Below are 17854 nucleotides of genomic sequence, written 5' to 3'. Positions count from 1 at the left end.
AATTAAAGGGATGTGAAATGATTGATTTACGTAGTGATACCGTTACCCGTCCGGGCCGCGCCATGCTCGAAGAGATGATGGCCGCCCCGGTCGGGGACGACGTCTACGGCGATGACCCGACGGTCAACGAACTCCAGCGCTATGCGGCAGAGCTGAGCGGTAAAGAGGCTGCCCTGTTCCTGCCCACCGGCACGCAGGCTAACCTGGTGGCGCTGCTCAGCCACTGCGAGCGCGGCGAGGAGTATATCGTCGGCCAGGGGGCGCATAACTACCTGTACGAAGCCGGCGGTGCGGCGGTGCTTGGCAGCATCCAGCCGCAGCCGATCGATGCCGCACCGGACGGTACGCTGCCGCTGGACAAAGTCGCGGCGAAAATCAAAGCCGACGATATTCACTTCGCCCGCACTAAACTGCTGAGCCTCGAAAACACCCATAACGGTAAAGTCCTGCCGCGCGAATACCTGAAAGCGGCATGGGACTTTACCCGCGAGCGTAAGCTCGGCCTGCACGTTGACGGCGCACGTATCTTCAACGCCGTGGTGGAGTACGGCTGCGAGCTGAAAGCGATCACCCAATATTGCGACTCGTTCACCATTTGCCTCTCTAAAGGGCTGGGTACGCCGGTAGGTTCCCTGCTGGTTGGCAGCGCGGACTACATCAGGCGCGCAAACCGCTGGCGCAAAATGACCGGCGGCGGGATGCGTCAGGCGGGTATTCTGGCGGCTGCCGGACTGTACGCCCTGAAAAATAACGTGTCACGCCTGAAAGACGATCACGACAATGCGGCGTGGATGGCAGCGCAGCTGCGTGAAATCGGCGCAGATGTCATGCGTCACGACACTAACATGCTGTTTGTCCGCGTCGGCGATGAGCATGCTGCCGCGCTGGGCGACTTTATGAAAGCCCGAGGCGTGCTGATTAACGCCTCCCCGGTCGTACGGCTGGTGATGCATCTTGACGTTAACCGCGAGCAGCTGACCGAGGTGGTGAAACACTGGCAGGCGTTTTTACAGCGTTAAGGAGCATACCGTGCCGCAACGTATTCTGGTGCTCGGCGCCAGCGGGTATATCGGTCAGCATCTGACCACTGCGTTAAGCCAGCAGGGGCACCAGGTGCTGGCAGCGGCACGCAACACGGAACGCCTGCAAAAGCTACATTTGCCTGGCGTGACGTGTCACAACGTTGACCTTAGCTGGCCGAAAGCGCTTCCTGCGCTGCTGGAAGGGGTCGATACGCTTTACTACCTTGTCCACAGCATGGGCGAAGGCGGGGATTTTATCGCCCACGAGCGTCAGGTGGCGATGAACGTTCGTGATGCGCTGCTGCAAACGCCGGTGAAGCAGGTGATTTTTTTAAGCTCGCTCCAGGCGCCTGAGCACGAGCAGTCGGACCATCTGCGCGCCCGACAGCTGACGGCAGAAACGCTGCGGAGCGCCCGTATCCCCGTTACCGAACTGCGGGCAGGGATCATCGTCGGCGCGGGGTCCGCCGCATTCGAAGTGATGCGCGATATGGTCTACAACCTGCCTGTGCTGACGCCGCCGCGCTGGGTACGCTCGCGCACCACGCCCATTGCGCTGGAGAATTTACTCCATTATCTGGTGGCATTGCTGGCTCACCCGGCGGAGCAGCATCGCGTGCTGGAGGCGGCAGGTCCGGAAGTGCTGAGCTATCAGGCGCAGTTTGAACATTTTATGCGGGTGAGTGGCCGCCACCGCTGGCTGATCCCCATCCCCTTCCCGACCCGCTGGATATCGGTGTGGTTTTTGAATGTGATCACCTCCGTGCCGCCGACGACCGCCAAAGCGCTTATCCAGGGGCTGAAGCACGATCTGCTGGCGGACGATCGCGCGTTGCGCGCCTTAATTCCCCAGGAACTCATCCGCTTTGACGACGCGGTGCGCAACACGCTGAAAGAGGAAGAGAAGCTGGTGAACTCCAGCGACTGGGGTTATGACGCGCAGGCGTTTGCCCGCTGGCGGCCCGAGTACGGCTATTATCCGAAACAGGCGGGCTGTACGGTAAAAACCACGGCCAGCCTGGCAGCGCTGTGGGAAGTTGTGAACCAGATCGGCGGCAAAGAGCGCTATTTCTTCGGCAATATTCTGTGGCAAACGCGCGGCGCGCTGGACCTGCTGGTCGGTCACCGGCTGGCAAAAGGCCGCCCTGCCCATCCCTGGCTGAAGGTGGGCGATACCGTCGACAGCTGGAAAGTGATTATTGTTGAGCCGGAAAAACAGCTGGCGCTGCTGTTTGGCATGAAGGCACCGGGGCTGGGGCGGCTCTGCTTCACCCTCAAGGACAACGGCGACCACCGTGAACTGGACGTTCGGGCATGGTGGCATCCGCACGGAATGCCGGGTCTGTTTTACTGGTTGCTGATGATCCCGGCACACCTGTTTATCTTCCGCGGAATGGCGAAACGGATTGCGCAACTGGCAGAAGAAAAGCGGGAAAATAACTAAATAAAACTCTTAATCTTTCACCTTTCCCATTGCAACACATCGTAATTCACGAAAGAATGCGCACGAAATTCTTTTCAACACAGTGGATTGTTATGAAGGTACTGGTTACCGGGGCGACCAGCGGTTTAGGCCGAAATGCGGTCGAGTTTCTGCGCAACAAAGGCATCAGCGTGAGGGCCACCGGTCGCAATGAGGCGATGGGTAAGCTCCTGCAAAAAATGGGCGCTGAATTTGTCCATGCCGATCTGACGGAGCTGGTCTCCTCTCAGGCCAAGGTGATGCTCGCCGGTATCGATACGCTGTGGCACTGCTCCAGTTTTACCTCTCCGTGGGGTACCCAGGAAGCCTTTGATCTCGCTAACGTGCGCGCCACGCGTCGTCTGGGCGAATGGGCCGTCGCCTGGGGCGTGCGTAACTTTATTCATATCTCCTCCCCGTCGCTCTATTTCGACTATCACCACCATCGTGATATTCAGGAAGATTTCCGCCCGGCGCGCTTCGCCTGTGAGTTTGCCCGCAGTAAAGCGGCGGGCGAAGAGGTGATCGACCTGCTGGCCCAGTCAAACCCGCACACCCGCTTTACCGTGCTGCGTCCGCAGAGCCTGTTTGGGCCGCACGACAAAGTCTTTATCCCGCGACTGGCCCAGATGATGCACCACTACGGCAGCGTGCTGTTACCGCGCGGCGGCGATGCGCTGGTGGACATGACCTATTACGAAAATGCCGTTCACGCCATGTGGCTGGCGAGCCAGCCGGAATGCGATAAGCTGGTATCGGGCCGCGCGTACAACATCACCAACGGCGAACCCTGTACCCTGCGCAGCATTGTGCAAAGGCTGATTGACGAGTTAAAAATCGACTGCCGGATCCGTTCTGTTCCTTACCCGATGCTGGACATGATTGCCCGCAGCATGGAGCGCTTTGGCAGTAAATCGGCGAAAGAGCCTGCGCTGACGCATTACGGTGTATCGAAGCTCAACTTTGATTTTACGCTGGATATTTCGCGGGCGGAGAACGAGCTGGGATATAAACCGATTGTATCGCTGGATGAAGGGATAGTGCGTACGGCGGCGTGGTTACGGGATCACGGGAAGTTGCACCGGTAAGCGTTCCAGCCTCATGTAGGCCGGGTAAGCGCAGCGCCACCCGGCAAAAAACAGAGAGTGCGGACTGATGCCTTCACCCCGGCCCTCTCCCACAGGGAGAGGGTGCAGACACTAAAACGGCAACCCTGGAGGTTGCCGTTTGCTGTTTATAAGGCCGTCCAGGCTTCAGCCCATGCCAGACCTGCGCCAGGTTCATAGTACGTCGGCGCATTGTTACACCAGCCGCTGTACGGGAACGGTTTGCACTGGAACAGTTTACCGTGGTTGTTCACGATATCACCGGCGTTGTACTTGCTGTTCGCGCTCCATGCCGGGTAAGACGTATCTTCTCCGGATGGCGTTGCCGCTTTCGCTTTCACGTTCAGCAGGTAAGACGTGGTGCTGCTCAGTTCGCCATCGCTGACGGTCAGGCTCACTTCATACTGCTGCGCCGTCGCAGACTCTGGCGCTGTAAAGGTCACAACCGCTTTGTCCTGACCGGTAACAGTCTGACCATCCTGGGAACGCCAGGTATACGTCAGCGTGTTACCATCTGGATCGGTAGAGCCTTCGGCGCTCAGAGAAACCTGCGCACCCGCTTCCACTGCACCGATCGGACCGGCAATCTGCGCAACCGGCGCGTGGTTCACCACAACCGGCGTTTCATCCGGCGTTGGGGTTGGTGCCGGCGTTTCATCGTCGGATGGCGTCGGTGTTGGCGTGACCGGCGTTTCGTCCGGGGTCTCGGAAGAACCCTCGTCGTTAACAATTTTCACGTTAAAGAAGTGCTGCACGCACTTGCTGTAGTCACCGTCTTTAAATGCGCTGAACGGGGTCTGGTACGCTGATGCAGCTGATGCGCGTGACCAACAGCACGCCGGGCGTACTGATTCAGGCCACCCGCACCACCCCGGACGCGAAAATGCAGGAGAAGAAAGCCTAATGTCGACCATCTGTCTTGCGGCCCAGCGCAGCTATACAACCGGGGAAGCGGTCTGGTTTTCGTACCGTCTCCCCAGCCTGAAAAACGTATTCGGCAAAACAGTGTTATGGCTGGTCGGGCTTTGCGCCATGCTGGTTGTCGGCCTGTATATGCACGTCTACTGGAACCTGCGCCACCCGGCGCCTGAACCGTTCAACGCCAGCGTTGCGAAACCGGAAACGCAGCTTTCGGATATGCATTACGTGTACGTGAGTAAACCGTTCCCGCATCCGCAGCCTAAAGCTGCGCCAGTGCCAGTTGATGTTCCATCGATGCAGGATCTGCCGATCAACAGTGATGATGGCGACTGGCAGCAGGCGCCCGACGGCGCGGTGCCACACGACGCCTCGCGGGATACCTTACCCGGGACCGAAGCGCATGAGCACGATAACGCTCCCGCCAGCACGGGCAGTGAAGAGTCATCATTAACAGAATTATTTAAGCAGGCGCTAAAAGAGCAGGAGCGGGATTATTCTCAAGGAAAAATTCCCGCGCCGCCGGTTGACGAAACGCAGGATAATTCACAAGCCAGTGTAAAAAACAGTGGAAATAGCCGTTCTCCTTTCAGTGAAAAAGGAGACGGCGGGAGCAGGTATTAATATTTTTCAGGCAGTGCGGTAAGGTTAAGCAGTCGACCTTTTTCCACCACGATATATTGACCCTTTTTCAGATCGGAGAGGATTTTAATAATAGTGCTACGTGCCAGGTTAGTGTATTCCTGAATGTAATCATAAACGTTAATATCACGCTGTTGTTGAACAATCAGGTCGTTAATCTCATATAAAAATTCGCGGACAACGGAATACGCACTGCGGGCAACCAGAACATCATCACGTTTGCTCAGCATGCAGATGTACCAGGAAAGGACTTTGGTCAGTTCTGGCCACAGATTTTTTTCGGTCATCAGCTGGGCGAAGACCTCTTTCTTGATCGAGCGAACAACCGTATTCGTCCGAACAAGGCCGTACATATGGGTGGCGTTGTAATACATTGACGACAGCCCGAAAATGCATTGCCCGGTGACGGTGAACATGCACAGTTCGTCAGATTCACGTCGAAATTCGACTTCACCGCTGACGATAATATGAATATAGTCGGAATCAGAAGTGGAAATTTTCTGCCATTTTTTTAACGTTCTTTCTTCAACGCCTGAGGTTGCAGAAATGATCTTTTCCATTTCATGTTGCGGACGTAATTTTTTTCCATAGATGCTTAACATTGTTATACCCGATTTAAGATGTGATTTTTAAAAAGCATGGCCACGGTGTTGTTACCGAGCCATAAATATTTTTCCTGATGAAAACGTCAAGAATAAAAATAAAAGAGTGAAGCTTTTTATTAATTCGCCAAATTACTTAGCGCGCTATGTGTCCATCTTAAATCCGGATAATTTTAAGTCAATTAACTAAAAATGAAATGAGTTTGTACTTAAGATTAATCTGATAGAAACTTGCTAAAATATACTCATTCGGGGGTAATCCGAAGGTTTACCCCTGTCCGTATTTCTCTAAAAGTGCTTCGGCAATCGCCATGGTTTCCACATCCGCTACGCCATTCCATAACTGCGGACGGAAATGCATCTGGAAAACCATGATGATGCGTTTTTGCTGTTCGGGCGTACTGTTTTCTGGCACTTCGTAACCGTAGCGCGCCAGCAAATCGAGCAGTGCTGCGGTATCAACCTGCTGATAATGCGGTCGCCCGTTGATATAAAAATCTACGCGCGCCGGATCAGGCCAGGCTCCGATACCCTGCTGCGCCAGTTCGCGCCACGGAAACAGTGGCCCAGGATCGTCTTTACGCTGCGGGGCGATATCCGAGTGTGCCACCACGTTCTGCGGTTTAATGTCGTAGCGGGCGATGATGTCTCTGGCAAGCGGGATCAGCGCCGCAATTTGCCCCGGTTCGAAGGGGGTAAAGGTTTTCACGTCACCGGTTTTCCGCCAGCCGCGGTTTTCCAGCTCAATGCCGACGGAGGTATCATTTATGCGGTTGGTGCCACGCCAGAAGCTGATGCCCGCATGCCAGGCCAGTTCGCTCTCCGGGACCAGCTGCCAGATACGCGGTTTGCCCTGCGGAGCTGGCGGCTTTGCGGGGATGAGATAGTGAGAGCTGACGTTTTTATCGGTCAGGGTCGCAAGCGAGGTGTCGAAATCATCGGCGGTGTAGTGAATAACCAGCACCTTTATACGCGGGTAGGCCGCCTGCGCCTGATGGCGCGTATCCAGCTCGTAGGCGCCTTTATCAACAATGCCCTCTTCCGAGGCGCATCCTGCCAGCAACATCGCCAGCAGGAGGGTTGAGAGCGAACGCTTCATCGACGGGTCTTCACCGCCGTGCCGCTTACGCTCACCATTAGCATGCTGGCATCTTTCCCGACCGTTTCGTAGTCGATATCAATGCCCACCACCGCATCCGCGCCCAGCGCTTTGGCCTGCTCGCCCAGCTCCTTAAACGCAATCTCGCGCGCCTTACGCAGCTCTTTCTCGTACGCGCCGGAACGACCCCCGACGATATCCCGAATGCCGGCAAAGAAATCGCGGAAAATGTTTGCGCCCAGAATCGCCTCACCGGTGACCACGCCGCAGTACTCGGTAATCGGTTGACCTTCCAGGGTTGGCGTTGTTGAAAATTGCATACTTTCTCTCCTTCTTTAGCGTTCAATGCGTTAGCGACAGCATTATCGGTTCGTTACGCTATGATTGAAAGGATAGTTAATAAATAAGGAAATCAACATGCGCTACTCTGCTTTAACGCTTTTAGTGCCATGCGCGCTGGTGCTCAGCGCCTGCACAACGCCGGTCACGCCAGCCTTTAAGGATATCGGAACCCGCAGCGGCCCTTGTATTGAGGGTGGCCCGGATGCCGTGGCGCAACAATTTTATGATTACCGTATTCAGCATCGCGGTAATGACCTGACCGCCCTGCGCCCGTACCTGAGCGATAATCTGGCGAAACTGCTCACCGACGCTTCGCGCGATCCGCAGCACAACGCCCTGCTGTCATCCGATCCGTTCTCCAGCCGCGCCACGCTGCCGGACAGCGCCGACGTCGCCAGCGCGTCCACCATACCGAATACCGACGCACGCAATATTCCCCTGCGCGTGAAGCTCACCCAGGGGACGCAAACCTGGCAGGATGAGGTGCTGATGATCCGTGAAGGCCAGTGCTGGGCAATAGACGATGTGCGCTACATTGGCGGCAGCGTTCATGCCCCGGCGGGCACCCTTCGCCAGTCGATCGAGAACCGCTAACGCCTCCGTTCAATAAACGTTAACCCCGTAAAATGTCCGGCATTTCCTGCGGAATGCCGACATTTATACTCGCCCCCCATTCCCGTCGCTATTTTGTGCTATGTTTAAGAGGAAACACGGGTTATATTTAACTTTTAACGCAGAAATATTGCATAACTATTCTGTCAACGGTACTATCTGCGGCCTCAATTGCTATAGATTGCCTGGATGAGTAAAGACTGCCCCGATGAGTATTAAACTAAACGGCATTAACTGCTTCTACGGCGCACACCAGGCGCTGTTCGACATTACGCTGAGTTGCCCGGAGGGCGAAACGCTGGTTTTGCTCGGCCCAAGCGGCGCGGGAAAAAGCTCCCTTCTGCGTGTTCTTAATCTGCTTGAAATGCCCCGTTCGGGGACGCTGGCCATCGCCGGTAACCATTTTGACTTCGCGAAAACCCCGTCTGATAAAGCGATTCGTGAACTGCGTCAAAACGTGGGCATGGTTTTCCAGCAATACAATCTCTGGCCGCATCTGACGGTGGTGCAAAACCTGATTGAAGCCCCGTGCCGCGTGCTTGGCTTAAGCAAAGACCAGGCGATGGCGCGTGCGGAAAAGCTGCTGGAACGTCTGCGTCTGAAACCGTACAGCGACCGGTATCCTTTACATCTTTCTGGTGGTCAGCAACAGCGTGTGGCGATCGCCCGTGCGCTGATGATGGAGCCTGCGGTGCTGCTGTTTGACGAGCCGACCGCGGCGCTGGACCCGGAAATTACCGCCCAGATCGTGAGCATCATTCGTGAGCTGGCGGAAACTAACATTACCCAGGTCATCGTGACCCACGAGGTGGAAGTGGCGCGCAAAACCGCCAGCCGCGTGGTCTATATGGAAAACGGGTATATCGTTGAGCAGGGTGACGCGAGCTGCTTCACTAACCCGCAAACCGATGCCTTCAAAAACTACTTATCACACTAATGTGTTAGGGAAATTATAATGAAAAAAGTATTGATTGCCGCGCTGCTTGCTAGCGTCAGCCTTTCCGCTACCGCAGCCCAGACCATCCGTTTCGCCACTGAAGCGTCCTACCCTCCGTTTGAATCCATTGATGCGAACAACAAGATTGTTGGCTTCGACGTGGACCTGGCAAACGCCCTGTGTAAAGAAATCGACGCGACCTGTACCTTCAGCAACCAGGCGTTCGACAGCCTGATCCCAAGCCTGAAGTTCCGCCGTATCGACGCCGTAATGGCCGGAATGGACATCACTCCGGAGCGTGAAAAGCAGGTTCTGTTCACCACCCCTTATTATGACAACTCGGCCCTGTTCATCGGTCAGAAAGGTAAATACGCCTCCGTTGACCTGCTGAAAGGCAAGAAAGTCGGCGTGCAGAACGGCACCACGCACCAGAAATTCATCATGGATAAGCATCCGGAAATCACCACCGTGCCGTATGACAGCTACCAGAATGCGAAGCTGGACCTGCAAAACGGTCGTATCGATGCGGTGTTCGGGGACACGGCTGTTGTGACTGAATGGCTGAAAGCGAACGACAAGCTGGCCGCCGTGGGTGACAAGGTGACCGATAAAGACTACTTCGGTACAGGTCTGGGTATTGCCGTACGTCAGGGCAATACCGAGTTGCAGCAGAAATTCAACGCTGCGCTGGAAAAAGTGAAGAAAGACGGCACCTACGAAACCATCTACAAAAAATGGTTCCAGAAGTAATTCCTGATGAATGAAATTTTTCCTTTAGCAAGCGCCGCCGGGATGACCGTCGGCCTTGCCGTTTGTGCACTGATTATCGGCCTCGTACTGGCGATGTTCTTTGCGGTGTGGGAGTCCGTTAAGTGGCGCCCTGTCGCATGGCTCGGTTCAGCGCTGGTGACTGTGCTGCGTGGACTGCCGGAAATTCTGGTGGTCCTGTTTATCTATTTCGGCTCCTCACAGCTGCTGTTAACGCTGTCGGACGGCTTCACGATTAATCTCGGCTTTGCGCAGATCCCGGTGCAGATGCAGATTGAGAACTTCGACGTCAGCCCGTTCCTGTGCGGCGTGATTGCGCTCTCCCTGCTCTATTCGGCCTATGCGTCACAAACGCTGCGCGGCGCGCTGAAAGCGGTACCGCAGGGTCAATGGGAATCCGGCCAGGCGCTGGGTCTGTCGAAAGCGGCGATCTTCTTCCGCCTGGTGATGCCGCAGATGTGGCGTCATGCCCTGCCAGGGCTGGGTAACCAGTGGCTGGTACTGCTGAAAGATACCGCGCTGGTGAGCCTGATCAGCGTGAACGATTTGATGTTGCAAACCAAAAGTATCGCCACCCGTACGCAGGAGCCGTTTACCTGGTACATCGTCGCGGCGGCTATCTACCTGGTGATCACGTTGCTGAGCCAGTACGTTCTGAAGCGTATTGATCTGCGCGCAACGCGTTTTGAACGGAGACCAGGCTGATGCTGGATTATTTACCCGAACTGATGAAAGGGCTGCACACCAGCCTGACGCTGACCGTCGCGTCTATCATCGTGGCGCTGATCCTGGCGCTGATCTTCACCATCGTCCTGACGCTGAAAACGCCGGTGCTGGTGTGGATTGTACGTGGCTACATTACGCTCTTCACCGGAACGCCGCTGCTGGTGCAGATCTTCCTGATTTACTACGGCCCGGGCCAGTTCCCGTCGTTACAGGAATATCCGGTTATCTGGCATCTGCTCTCTGAGCCATGGCTCTGCGCCCTGATTGCCCTCTCCCTGAACAGCGCGGCCTATACCACGCAGCTGTTCTACGGCGCCATTCGCGCGATCCCGGAAGGCCAGTGGCAGTCCTGCGGGGCGCTGGGCATGAGCAAGAAGGATACGCTGGCGATCCTGCTGCCCTATGCCTTTAAGCGCGCCCTCTCTTCCTATTCCAACGAAGTCGTGCTGGTGTTCAAAAGCACCTCTCTGGCCTACACCATCACCCTGATGGAAGTGATGGGCCACGGACAGCTGCTGTACGGACGCACCTACGACGTGATGGTGTTCGGTGCGGCGGGTCTGGTCTATCTGGTGGTCAACGGTCTGCTGACCCTGATGATGCGTCTTATCGAGCGTAAGGCGCTGGCGTTTGAGCGCAGAAATTAATCGACTTAATGCATAAAGCTGTTTTCGTAGTGCGGGTAACCTGATGGGTTACCCGCATTTTTTTATGCATTAAATAATATTTAATCATATTTATTGCATATAAATTCATTGAGTGGCATTGTACATCCATGCCGCAGACACGGCGCATAATGACAAGATTGACAGACGGGAGCATTACAATGAAAAAGTTAGTTCTGGCCGCATTACTCGCAACCTTTGCCGCTGGCGCATCCGCCGCCGATAAAATCAATTTCGGCGTTTCTGCCACCTATCCGCCGTTTGAATCGCTGGATGCCAGCAACCAGATCGTCGGCTTCGACATCGACCTGGCGAAAGCGCTGTGCAAGCAGATGCAGGCCGACTGCACCTTTACTAACCACGCATTTGACAGCCTGATCCCGTCCCTGAAATTTAAAAAGTACGACGCGGTGATCTCCGGCATGGACATCACGCCAGAGCGCAGCAAGCAGGTCGCGTTCACCGACCCGTACTACGCGAACTCTGCGGTGGTGATTGCGAAGAAAGGGGCTTATAAATCTTTCGACGAGCTGAAAGGCAAACGCATCGGCATGGAGAACGGCACCACGCACCAGAAATACCTCCAGGACAAGCATCCTGAAGTGAAAACCGTGGCCTACGACAGCTACCAGAACGCCATTATCGACCTGAAAAATGGCCGTATTGATGGCGTATTTGGCGACACCGCGGTCGTGAATGAGTGGCTGAAAACCAACCCGCAGCTGGGTACAGCGACGGAGAAAGTGACCGATCCGCAGTATTTCGGCACTGGCCTCGGTATTGCCGTGCGTCCGGATAACAAGGCTCTGCTTGAGAAACTGAACGGCGCGCTGAAAGCGATCAAAGCTGACGGCACATACCAGAAAATCAGCGAGCAGTGGTTCCCGCAATAACCTTTTTTGCCGGGTGACCTGGCCTACGGGGGTGGTCTGTAGGCCGGGTAAGGCGAAGCCGCCACCCGGCAATTTCTTAAAGCGGCACAAAGAACCTGAACCGTGCCCCGCTCACGGACTCCATCAGCCTGATCCCCCCGCCGTGCAGCTCCAGCATTCTTTTCACGATTAACAACCCTAACCCGCCCCGGTGCTCCCGCGAGGCCTGCGGATTTAACGCTGACGGACGCTGGAACAGATCGTCCCGTAATGCGGCATCAACACCCGTTCCGCTGTCGGCCACTTCAACCTGTAACCGGTCGTTCTCCTGCCACACCGCCAGACGAATGTCTCCACCTGCTGGGGTATGGCGTATCGCATTATCCAGCAGATTCGTCACCACCCGTTCAATCATGGAAACATCGGCCAACACCTGCGGCAGCGGACCCGGGACGTCAATGTGCAGATTTAACTCACGCGTGCGGGCAGCGAGTTCAAACTTTTGCGCCACGTCGGAAATCAGTTCAGCCATGGCAAAACGCTCGCGCTGGGGCTTGATGCCGCCGTGCTCAAGACGCGCCAGCTCGAACAGCTGCTGCGACAGATGGCGTACCTTTTGCCCCTGACGCAGCGCGGTAGCGAGGTACTGCTGATTCTCCTGCGGCGACAGCGTTGCGGATTTCAGCGACAGCGTTTCCAGATAACCCAGCAGCGACGTCAGCGGGGTGCGTAAGTCGTGCGAAATGTTGGCGATAAACTCCCGGCGCTGGCGGTCGCTGTCGGCCAGCCGATCCCACTGAGAGGTGATTTTGCGCGCCAGCTCGATAAAGGTATTGCGCAGGATCGCCACTTCATCCTGGCCGGCAGGCTCAAGCGGCTGGGCCGCCAGCTGCTTAATCGCGCTGATGCTGTCCTGCTCCAGCCCGGCCACGTCCAGCGTGAGCTCTTTAACCGGGCGCGTCACCCAGTACCAGAGCAGCAACCCCGCCAGCAGACCAAACAGCGCCACCAGCAGCATCGACCACAGCGCCGTACTCCAGAGCGCTTTGTGCCAGGCCATCTCCGCCAGCGCGTTGGACTCCTCCCCCTGCAAAATAATGTACAGATACCCCTTCAGCTCACCGTCCTGCCGCAGCGGGGTGGCGCTGAAGACTTTCTTATTCTGGCTTCGGGGATCGTCGCCAAACACCGGCATCACCGTCCCGCTGAGGAAATTCTGTATCGGCGCAAGGTCAATTTTTTGCCGCTGAATGTGCCCCGGCGGGGCGGCATCGGCCAGGATATCGCCATCTGGCGAGACAACATACAGCTCGACGCTCGGATTAAAGGTCATCAGCCGGTCGAACAGCGGTTTTAAGGCGCTGCGATCCACCCTGCCCTGCGCATCCAGAATCGCTTCCCGCTGCACAATCTGCTGCGCCAGCCCACCGGAGAGCCGCTGCACCATCGCATTGCCGTACTGCATGCTACTGTAGAGCTGCACCGCACAGGCGACGGTGGCGCAGAGCAGCAGTAACGCCGTAAACAGCAGCGTCAGGCGCTGGCTCAGGCTAAAGCGACGCATCATGATTCTGCTCCGCAAATTTGTAGCCTTTGCCCCAGACGGTGCGAACGATCTCCGGCTCGGCGGCATCTTTCTCTATTTTAATGCGCAGGCGGTTAATGTGGGTATTGACGGTGTGTTCGTAGCCTTCGTGCTGATACCCCCATACCTGCTCCAGCAGTGCCAGCCGCGAAAAGACCTCTCCGGGATGGCGGGCAAAGAAATAGAGCAGTTCAAATTCGCGCGGGGTGAGATCGACGTGTTGACCGTTAAGGCGCACGGTGCGCGCCAGCGGATCGATAGTCAGTCCGTGCGCCTGAATAATGCCGTCCGTCTGCGCCTGGCCCATCGCCTGCTGACGGCGAAACAGCGCCTTAATGCGGGCAATCAGCTCCTGCACCGAGAAAGGTTTTGCCAGATAATCATCCGCCCCTGTTTCCAGGCCAGTAATACGGTCAGTTTCACTGCTGCGGGCGCTAATGATGATAATGGGCAGGTAGCGGGTCATCTGGCGGATACGGCGGCAAATCTCCAGACCATCAACATTCGGCAGCATCAGATCGAGGATCACCGCGTCCCACGGCTGTGTTTCAAGACGCTGTAAGGCGTTGCCCCCGTCGGGCTCGTGGGTAATGGCGTAGCCTTCATCTTCCAGATTAAGACGCAGGAGTGCCGCGATATCGTGGTCGTCTTCTACCAGCAGGATCTGCTTCATGGGTAAGCCTTCAATCATTTGTTATGACGTAAGCTTACCTGATTTCGAGCGGGGGAAGAGTTCACATTTTGTTGAACATTGTGCGGGGTTTATGCCGGGTGGCGGCTTCGCCTTACCTGGCCTGCGCTTTGGTTAACAACGTGAGCTGACAGGCTATTTTGCCGACCAGTTGAAAGCGCCACGCTGGCTTAAAACAGAGACGGGAGTCGCATTACTGGGTTGAGCAAACAAAGCCGGGTGGCGGCTACGCCTTACCCGGCCTACTCCGGATCGTAGGCCCGGTAAGCGCAGCGCCACCGGGCGATGTTGAGGATTAGCGCGTTTTCACCAACAACGTCAACACTTCATAATGGGCGGTATGGGGGAACATATCGAAAAGCTGAACGCGCGCAATGCGGTAGCCCGGCAGGCTGGCGATATCCTTCGCCATGGTCTGCGCGTTACAGCTGGAGTAGACAATGTACTCCGGCGCCATCTGGCTCAGGTAGTCGCAGAGCGCCTGGCCGATACCCCGGCGCGGCGGGTTCACCAGCACCAGCTCCGGCACGTTGCCCTGCCCGGTCGCGAACTGCGTGGAGTCCAGCGCCTGGAAATGCAGATTCGTTAACCCCAGCTCCGCGGCGGACTGCTTCGCGCAGGCAATCGCTTCGGCGGAGATCTCAATGCCGGTGAGCTGCATGTCTGGCGTGGCACAGTGCAGGCCAAAGCCGCCGACGCCGCAGAACAGATCCCACATGTGATGAACCTGTAACGCACGCACCCAGTCGCGCGCGGTGGCGTACAGCGCGCTGGCGACGGTGGGGTTAGTCTGGAAGAAGCTTTGCGGACGGATCCACAGCGGCACGCCGTTGAAGCTCTCCGCCAGCGCATGCTGTTCGGTGAAGAAAATCTCTTTCTCCCCTTCCATGATCGCCATATGCACCGGCTGAATATTCGCGGTGATAACCTTGAGCTGCGGAAGCTGTTCCTGCAACCCCGGAAGCGCCGCGCGCAGCTGCTCCAGCTTGTTTTCCGAACGCAGCACAAAGCGCAGCATCATCCCGCCGTCGATCTGGCTTTCGGTCAGCAAAAGGTATTTCAGCTCGCCGCGCCTGCGGGCAACGTTATAGGGCGTTAACCCCGCCCGGGCGATAAACGGTTTCAGCGCGCTAAACACCGGCTCAAACGAGGCGGGATACAGCGGGCAGTCGGTTAAATCTTCCGGGGTGCCGTCGCGGTGCAGCATCCCCAGCAGCGGCTTTTCAACGCTGCCGCTGACCACCATTTTGGCTTTATTGCGAAAGCCCTGTTCCGGGCCACTGACGGGTGCGCACCACTCGCCCACCGCGTGTGCTGTCAGCAGCTGTTGCAGGTCGGCCATTTTGGCGGTGAGTTGTTGAGAGACCGGCTGTTCTATCCACTGACAGGAGCGGCAGCGTCCGGCGTCATAGAGTGCGCACTGCATATGAAAACCTTAAGAAACACGAGGGCTGCGATTATACACATTATTGCAGGCGGAAAAACCGCCGACTGGAAGCCGGGAGATAAAGCAGGCAGAGCACCAGCATATCCGGCAGTTTTTGCATCACCAGTGAATGGAAAATCTCGCGTCGCGACTCACCGGGTATGCTGAACAGCTCCGGATAGCCATAGCCCAGCGAGGCGGCCCACAGGTAGCCTGCGGCGGTGATCTGCGTAAGCAGATACACCCAGCGCGCCCAGTTACGTCCTTTCACCAGCGAGAACGCACAGTAGATCTCAATAAACACCAGCATCAGGCTGCTGAGAAACACCAGCGTCAGATTCCACGTCTGCGCGCTGCGGTGAATAAATTCCCCCATTCCGCGCGGACCCAGCGTGTTCATTATCATCAGCACATCCAGGCAGCGGATCATAATAATGGCGAGCGCCGCCACCTGCACCAGTGCAGGGACGTTCGGACGAGCGTGCGAATGACGTGTTTTTTGTAAGAATCCCAATGTTTTTACTTCCCTGAAAAACAGTGCCGCGTCATACGCGGCACATCACTGGAAATAGTAATTCCTTCAGCCGCGTCTTGCACGCTGGATATCGCGCACACGCTGTTTTTCCGCGCGCGCCATCAAATACCAGGCGATAAATCCGACAATTCCGACCACGCCAAGGATGATGGACGCCAGGGCGTTGATCTCCGGATTCACCCCCATCCGCACGCTGGAGAAGACCAGCATCGGCAGCGTCGTCGCGCCCGGTCCCGACACAAAGCTGGCGATAACCAGATCGTCGAGCGAGAGCGTGAACGCCAGCAGCCAGCCGGAGATCACCGCCGGCATAATCATCGGCAGCGTGATGATGAAAAAGACCTTCAGCGGCGTTGCGCCGAGATCCATCGCCGCCTCTTCAATGGAGCGATCCAGCTCGCGCAGCCGCGAGGAGATCACCACCGCCACATACGCCGTACAGAAGGTGACATGTGCCAGCCAGATGGTGAGCATCCCGCGATCCGCTGGCCAGCCGATGGCGTGCGCCAGCGCGACAAACAGCAGCAGTAGCGACAGGCCGGTGATGACGTCCGGCATAACCAGCGGGGCGGTGATCATAAACGCGAAACCATTCGCCCCGCGGAAACGGCCAAAGCGCACCATCACCAGCGCGGCAATCGTGCCCAGCACGCAGGCCATCGTCGCCGCCAGCGCCGCAATGGTCAGGCTCAGCCCCACCGCGCTCATCATCGCATCATCGTGGAACAGCTCGCTGTACCAGCGCGTGGACCAGCCCGCCCAGACGGTGACCAGCTTAGAGCTGTTGAACGAGTAGATCACCAGCATCAGCATTGGCGCATACAGGAAGGTAAAGCCGATCATCAGGATCGCAATTCGCCACGGGGAGCGTACTACCGGTAAGTTGTTCATCCGTGGTCTCCCATCTGTTTCTGCTGATGTTTGTGGAACCACATGATCGGCACGATCAGCAGCAGTAACATGACGATCGCCACCGCCGAGGCCACCGGCCAGTCGCGGTTATTGAAGAACTCCTGCCACAGCACGCGGCCAATCATGATGCTGTCCGGGCCGCCGAGCAGTTCCGGGATCACAAACTCCCCGACCGCCGGGATAAACACCAGCATCGATCCGGCGATGATCCCGCCTTTGGTGAGCGGCACAATGACGCTGAAGAAAGTCTTCAACGGGCGTGCGCCGAGATCCAGCGAGGCTTCCACCAGCGAGTAATCGATTCGCGTCAGCGCCGTATAGATCGGCAGCACCATAAACGGCAGATAGGCATAGACAATCCCGATATACACCGCAAGGTTGGTGTGCAGGATCGTCAGCGGCTGGTCGATGACCCCAAGCCACAGCAGGAAGTTATTCAGTATGCCGTTATTCTTCAGGATCCCCATCCACGCGTACACGCGGATCAGGAACGACGTCCACGACGGTAAAATGACCAACAGCAGTAAAATATTTCGCGTCGACGGCTTGCTGTGCGCCACTGCCCACGCCAGCGGGTAGCCCATCAACAAGCAGCAAATCGTAGAAATAGCCGCAACCTGTAACGACTGCAAATAGGCTTCGAAATAGAGCGGATCGTCGGTCAGTTGCAGGAAATTACCGAGGTTTAAGGTCAGCGTCAGCTGCCCGTCGGCCCACTCCCACAGATCGGTATACGGTGGGATCGCCCGCGCCATCTCCGCCAGGCTGATCTTAAAGACGATCAGGAACGGCAGCAGAAACAGCAGGATCAGCCAGATATAGGGCATGGCGATGACCAGCTTGCGGCCATGCGCCATCTGCATGCGCGCCAGCCAGAGCGCGAAACCGCCCGGTTTTTTGACGCGGGCTGGAGGTTCAAGTGTGCTCATGAC

19 protein-coding genes and 1 pseudogene are annotated in these 17854 nt (G+C 56.7%); 10 read left to right on the top strand and 10 right to left on the bottom strand.

The features are described from left to right. The first annotated feature begins 17 nt into the window (after positions 1–17). From ltaE to FZF21_RS07415, 3 genes are all read left to right on the top strand, one after another. Positions 18–1019: a low-specificity L-threonine aldolase gene (ltaE, locus tag FZF21_RS07425; RefSeq protein WP_015570991.1), complete on the top strand. Its 1002-nt coding sequence runs from the start codon at positions 18–20 to the stop codon at positions 1017–1019. 10 nt (positions 1020–1029) lie between these two features. Continuing rightward, on the top strand, positions 1030–2466 hold the full coding sequence (locus FZF21_RS07420) for an SDR family oxidoreductase (protein ID WP_063135296.1): 1437 nt from the start codon (positions 1030–1032) through the stop codon (positions 2464–2466). Positions 2467–2558: 92 nt separating this feature from the next. Then, complete coding sequence (locus FZF21_RS07415; protein WP_017384852.1) at positions 2559–3572, top strand: NAD(P)-dependent oxidoreductase; 1014 nt, start codon at positions 2559–2561, stop codon at positions 3570–3572. A 146-nt stretch (positions 3573–3718) separates the two neighbouring features. Here FZF21_RS07415 and FZF21_RS07410 read toward each other — a convergent pair. Next, positions 3719–4393, bottom strand: a pseudogene (locus tag FZF21_RS07410) (PKD domain-containing protein); the annotation flags it as partial. Between the two features lie 100 nt (positions 4394–4493). On the opposite strand from FZF21_RS07410, the gene FZF21_RS07405 reads away from it, so the two are divergent. Further along, a complete protein-coding gene (locus FZF21_RS07405) occupies positions 4494–5132 on the top strand; it encodes a hypothetical protein (RefSeq protein WP_047737774.1) in 639 nt (212 codons plus the stop codon). Here the strand turns inward: FZF21_RS07405 and FZF21_RS07400 are convergent. From FZF21_RS07400 to FZF21_RS07390, 3 genes are all read right to left on the bottom strand, one after another. After that, positions 5129–5752: a helix-turn-helix domain-containing protein gene (locus FZF21_RS07400; RefSeq protein WP_047727942.1), complete on the bottom strand. Its 624-nt coding sequence runs from the start codon at positions 5750–5752 to the stop codon at positions 5129–5131. The two genes, FZF21_RS07405 and FZF21_RS07400, sit on opposite strands and share 4 nt — an antisense overlap. 268 nt (positions 5753–6020) lie before the next feature. Next, positions 6021–6851: an N-acetylmuramoyl-L-alanine amidase gene (locus tag FZF21_RS07395; protein ID WP_040117433.1), complete on the bottom strand. Its 831-nt coding sequence runs from the start codon at positions 6849–6851 to the stop codon at positions 6021–6023. Beyond that, complete coding sequence (locus tag FZF21_RS07390; protein WP_006174327.1) at positions 6848–7171, bottom strand: heavy metal-binding domain-containing protein; 324 nt, start codon at positions 7169–7171, stop codon at positions 6848–6850. The genes FZF21_RS07395 and FZF21_RS07390 overlap by 4 nt, the downstream gene beginning before the upstream one ends. Positions 7172–7268: 97 nt before the next feature. Between FZF21_RS07390 and FZF21_RS07385 the strand changes: the two genes are divergently transcribed. The 6 genes from FZF21_RS07385 (at position 7269) to artJ (ending at position 11794) form a co-directional block, all read left to right on the top strand. Then, complete coding sequence (locus FZF21_RS07385) at positions 7269–7787, top strand: lipoprotein (protein WP_015571007.1); 519 nt, start codon at positions 7269–7271, stop codon at positions 7785–7787. A 226-nt stretch (positions 7788–8013) separates the two neighbouring features. Continuing rightward, positions 8014–8742, top strand: a complete 729-nt coding sequence (artP, locus tag FZF21_RS07380) for an arginine ABC transporter ATP-binding protein ArtP (RefSeq protein WP_006809439.1) — start codon at positions 8014–8016, stop codon at positions 8740–8742. Between the two features lie 18 nt (positions 8743–8760). After that, positions 8761–9492, top strand: a complete 732-nt coding sequence (gene artI / locus FZF21_RS07375) for an arginine ABC transporter substrate-binding protein ArtI (protein WP_006174322.1) — start codon at positions 8761–8763, stop codon at positions 9490–9492. 6 nt (positions 9493–9498) lie between these two features. Further along, complete coding sequence (gene artQ / locus FZF21_RS07370; protein ID WP_003858367.1) at positions 9499–10215, top strand: arginine ABC transporter permease ArtQ; 717 nt, start codon at positions 9499–9501, stop codon at positions 10213–10215. Further along, positions 10215–10883 (top strand): arginine ABC transporter permease ArtM, encoded by a 669-nt coding sequence (artM, locus tag FZF21_RS07365; RefSeq protein WP_003858369.1) that lies wholly within the window; start codon positions 10215–10217, stop codon positions 10881–10883. Before artQ ends, artM begins: the two co-directional genes overlap by 1 nt. Positions 10884–11062: 179 nt before the next feature. Next, the gene (gene artJ / locus FZF21_RS07360; protein ID WP_015571008.1) at positions 11063–11794 is read left to right on the top strand and encodes an arginine ABC transporter substrate-binding protein ArtJ; all 732 of its coding nucleotides are present in this window, start codon (positions 11063–11065) and stop codon (positions 11792–11794) included. A gap of 76 nt (positions 11795–11870) precedes the next feature. On the opposite strand, the gene FZF21_RS07355 is transcribed toward artJ, so the two are convergent. The 6 genes from FZF21_RS07355 to potH all read right to left on the bottom strand — a co-directional run bounded on the left by FZF21_RS07355 (position 11871) and on the right by potH (position 17851). Continuing rightward, entirely contained in the window at positions 11871–13340 is a 1470-nt protein-coding gene (locus FZF21_RS07355; protein ID WP_047737777.1) for a HAMP domain-containing sensor histidine kinase, read from the bottom strand. Further along, positions 13324–14031, bottom strand: a complete 708-nt coding sequence (locus FZF21_RS07350) for a response regulator transcription factor (protein ID WP_022650690.1) — start codon at positions 14029–14031, stop codon at positions 13324–13326. The genes FZF21_RS07355 and FZF21_RS07350 overlap by 17 nt, the downstream gene beginning before the upstream one ends. 313 nt (positions 14032–14344) lie before the next feature. Continuing rightward, a complete protein-coding gene (rlmC, locus tag FZF21_RS07345) occupies positions 14345–15475 on the bottom strand; it encodes a 23S rRNA (uracil(747)-C(5))-methyltransferase RlmC (protein ID WP_040117432.1) in 1131 nt (376 codons plus the stop codon). A gap of 40 nt (positions 15476–15515) precedes the next feature. After that, the gene (locus FZF21_RS07340; RefSeq protein WP_085929694.1) at positions 15516–16013 is read right to left on the bottom strand and encodes a YbjO family protein; all 498 of its coding nucleotides are present in this window, start codon (positions 16011–16013) and stop codon (positions 15516–15518) included. A gap of 42 nt (positions 16014–16055) precedes the next feature. After that, positions 16056–16901 carry a putrescine ABC transporter permease PotI gene (gene potI, locus FZF21_RS07335; RefSeq protein ID WP_032668746.1) on the bottom strand — a complete coding sequence of 282 codons (846 nt, stop codon included), beginning with the start codon at positions 16899–16901 and terminating at the stop codon, positions 16056–16058. Then, positions 16898–17851 carry a putrescine ABC transporter permease PotH gene (gene potH / locus FZF21_RS07330; protein WP_017693731.1) on the bottom strand — a complete coding sequence of 318 codons (954 nt, stop codon included), beginning with the start codon at positions 17849–17851 and terminating at the stop codon, positions 16898–16900. Before potH ends, potI begins: the two co-directional genes overlap by 4 nt. Between the last annotated feature and the right edge of the window lie 3 nt (positions 17852–17854).

The organism is Enterobacter sp. LU1 (assembly GCF_008271405.2).
In the GTDB taxonomy this organism is placed as follows: Bacteria; Pseudomonadota; Gammaproteobacteria; order Enterobacterales; family Enterobacteriaceae; genus Enterobacter; species Enterobacter hormaechei_C.
Note: the sequence above shows the minus strand (reverse complement) of the source record. Positions and strands in the feature narration are given on the sequence as shown.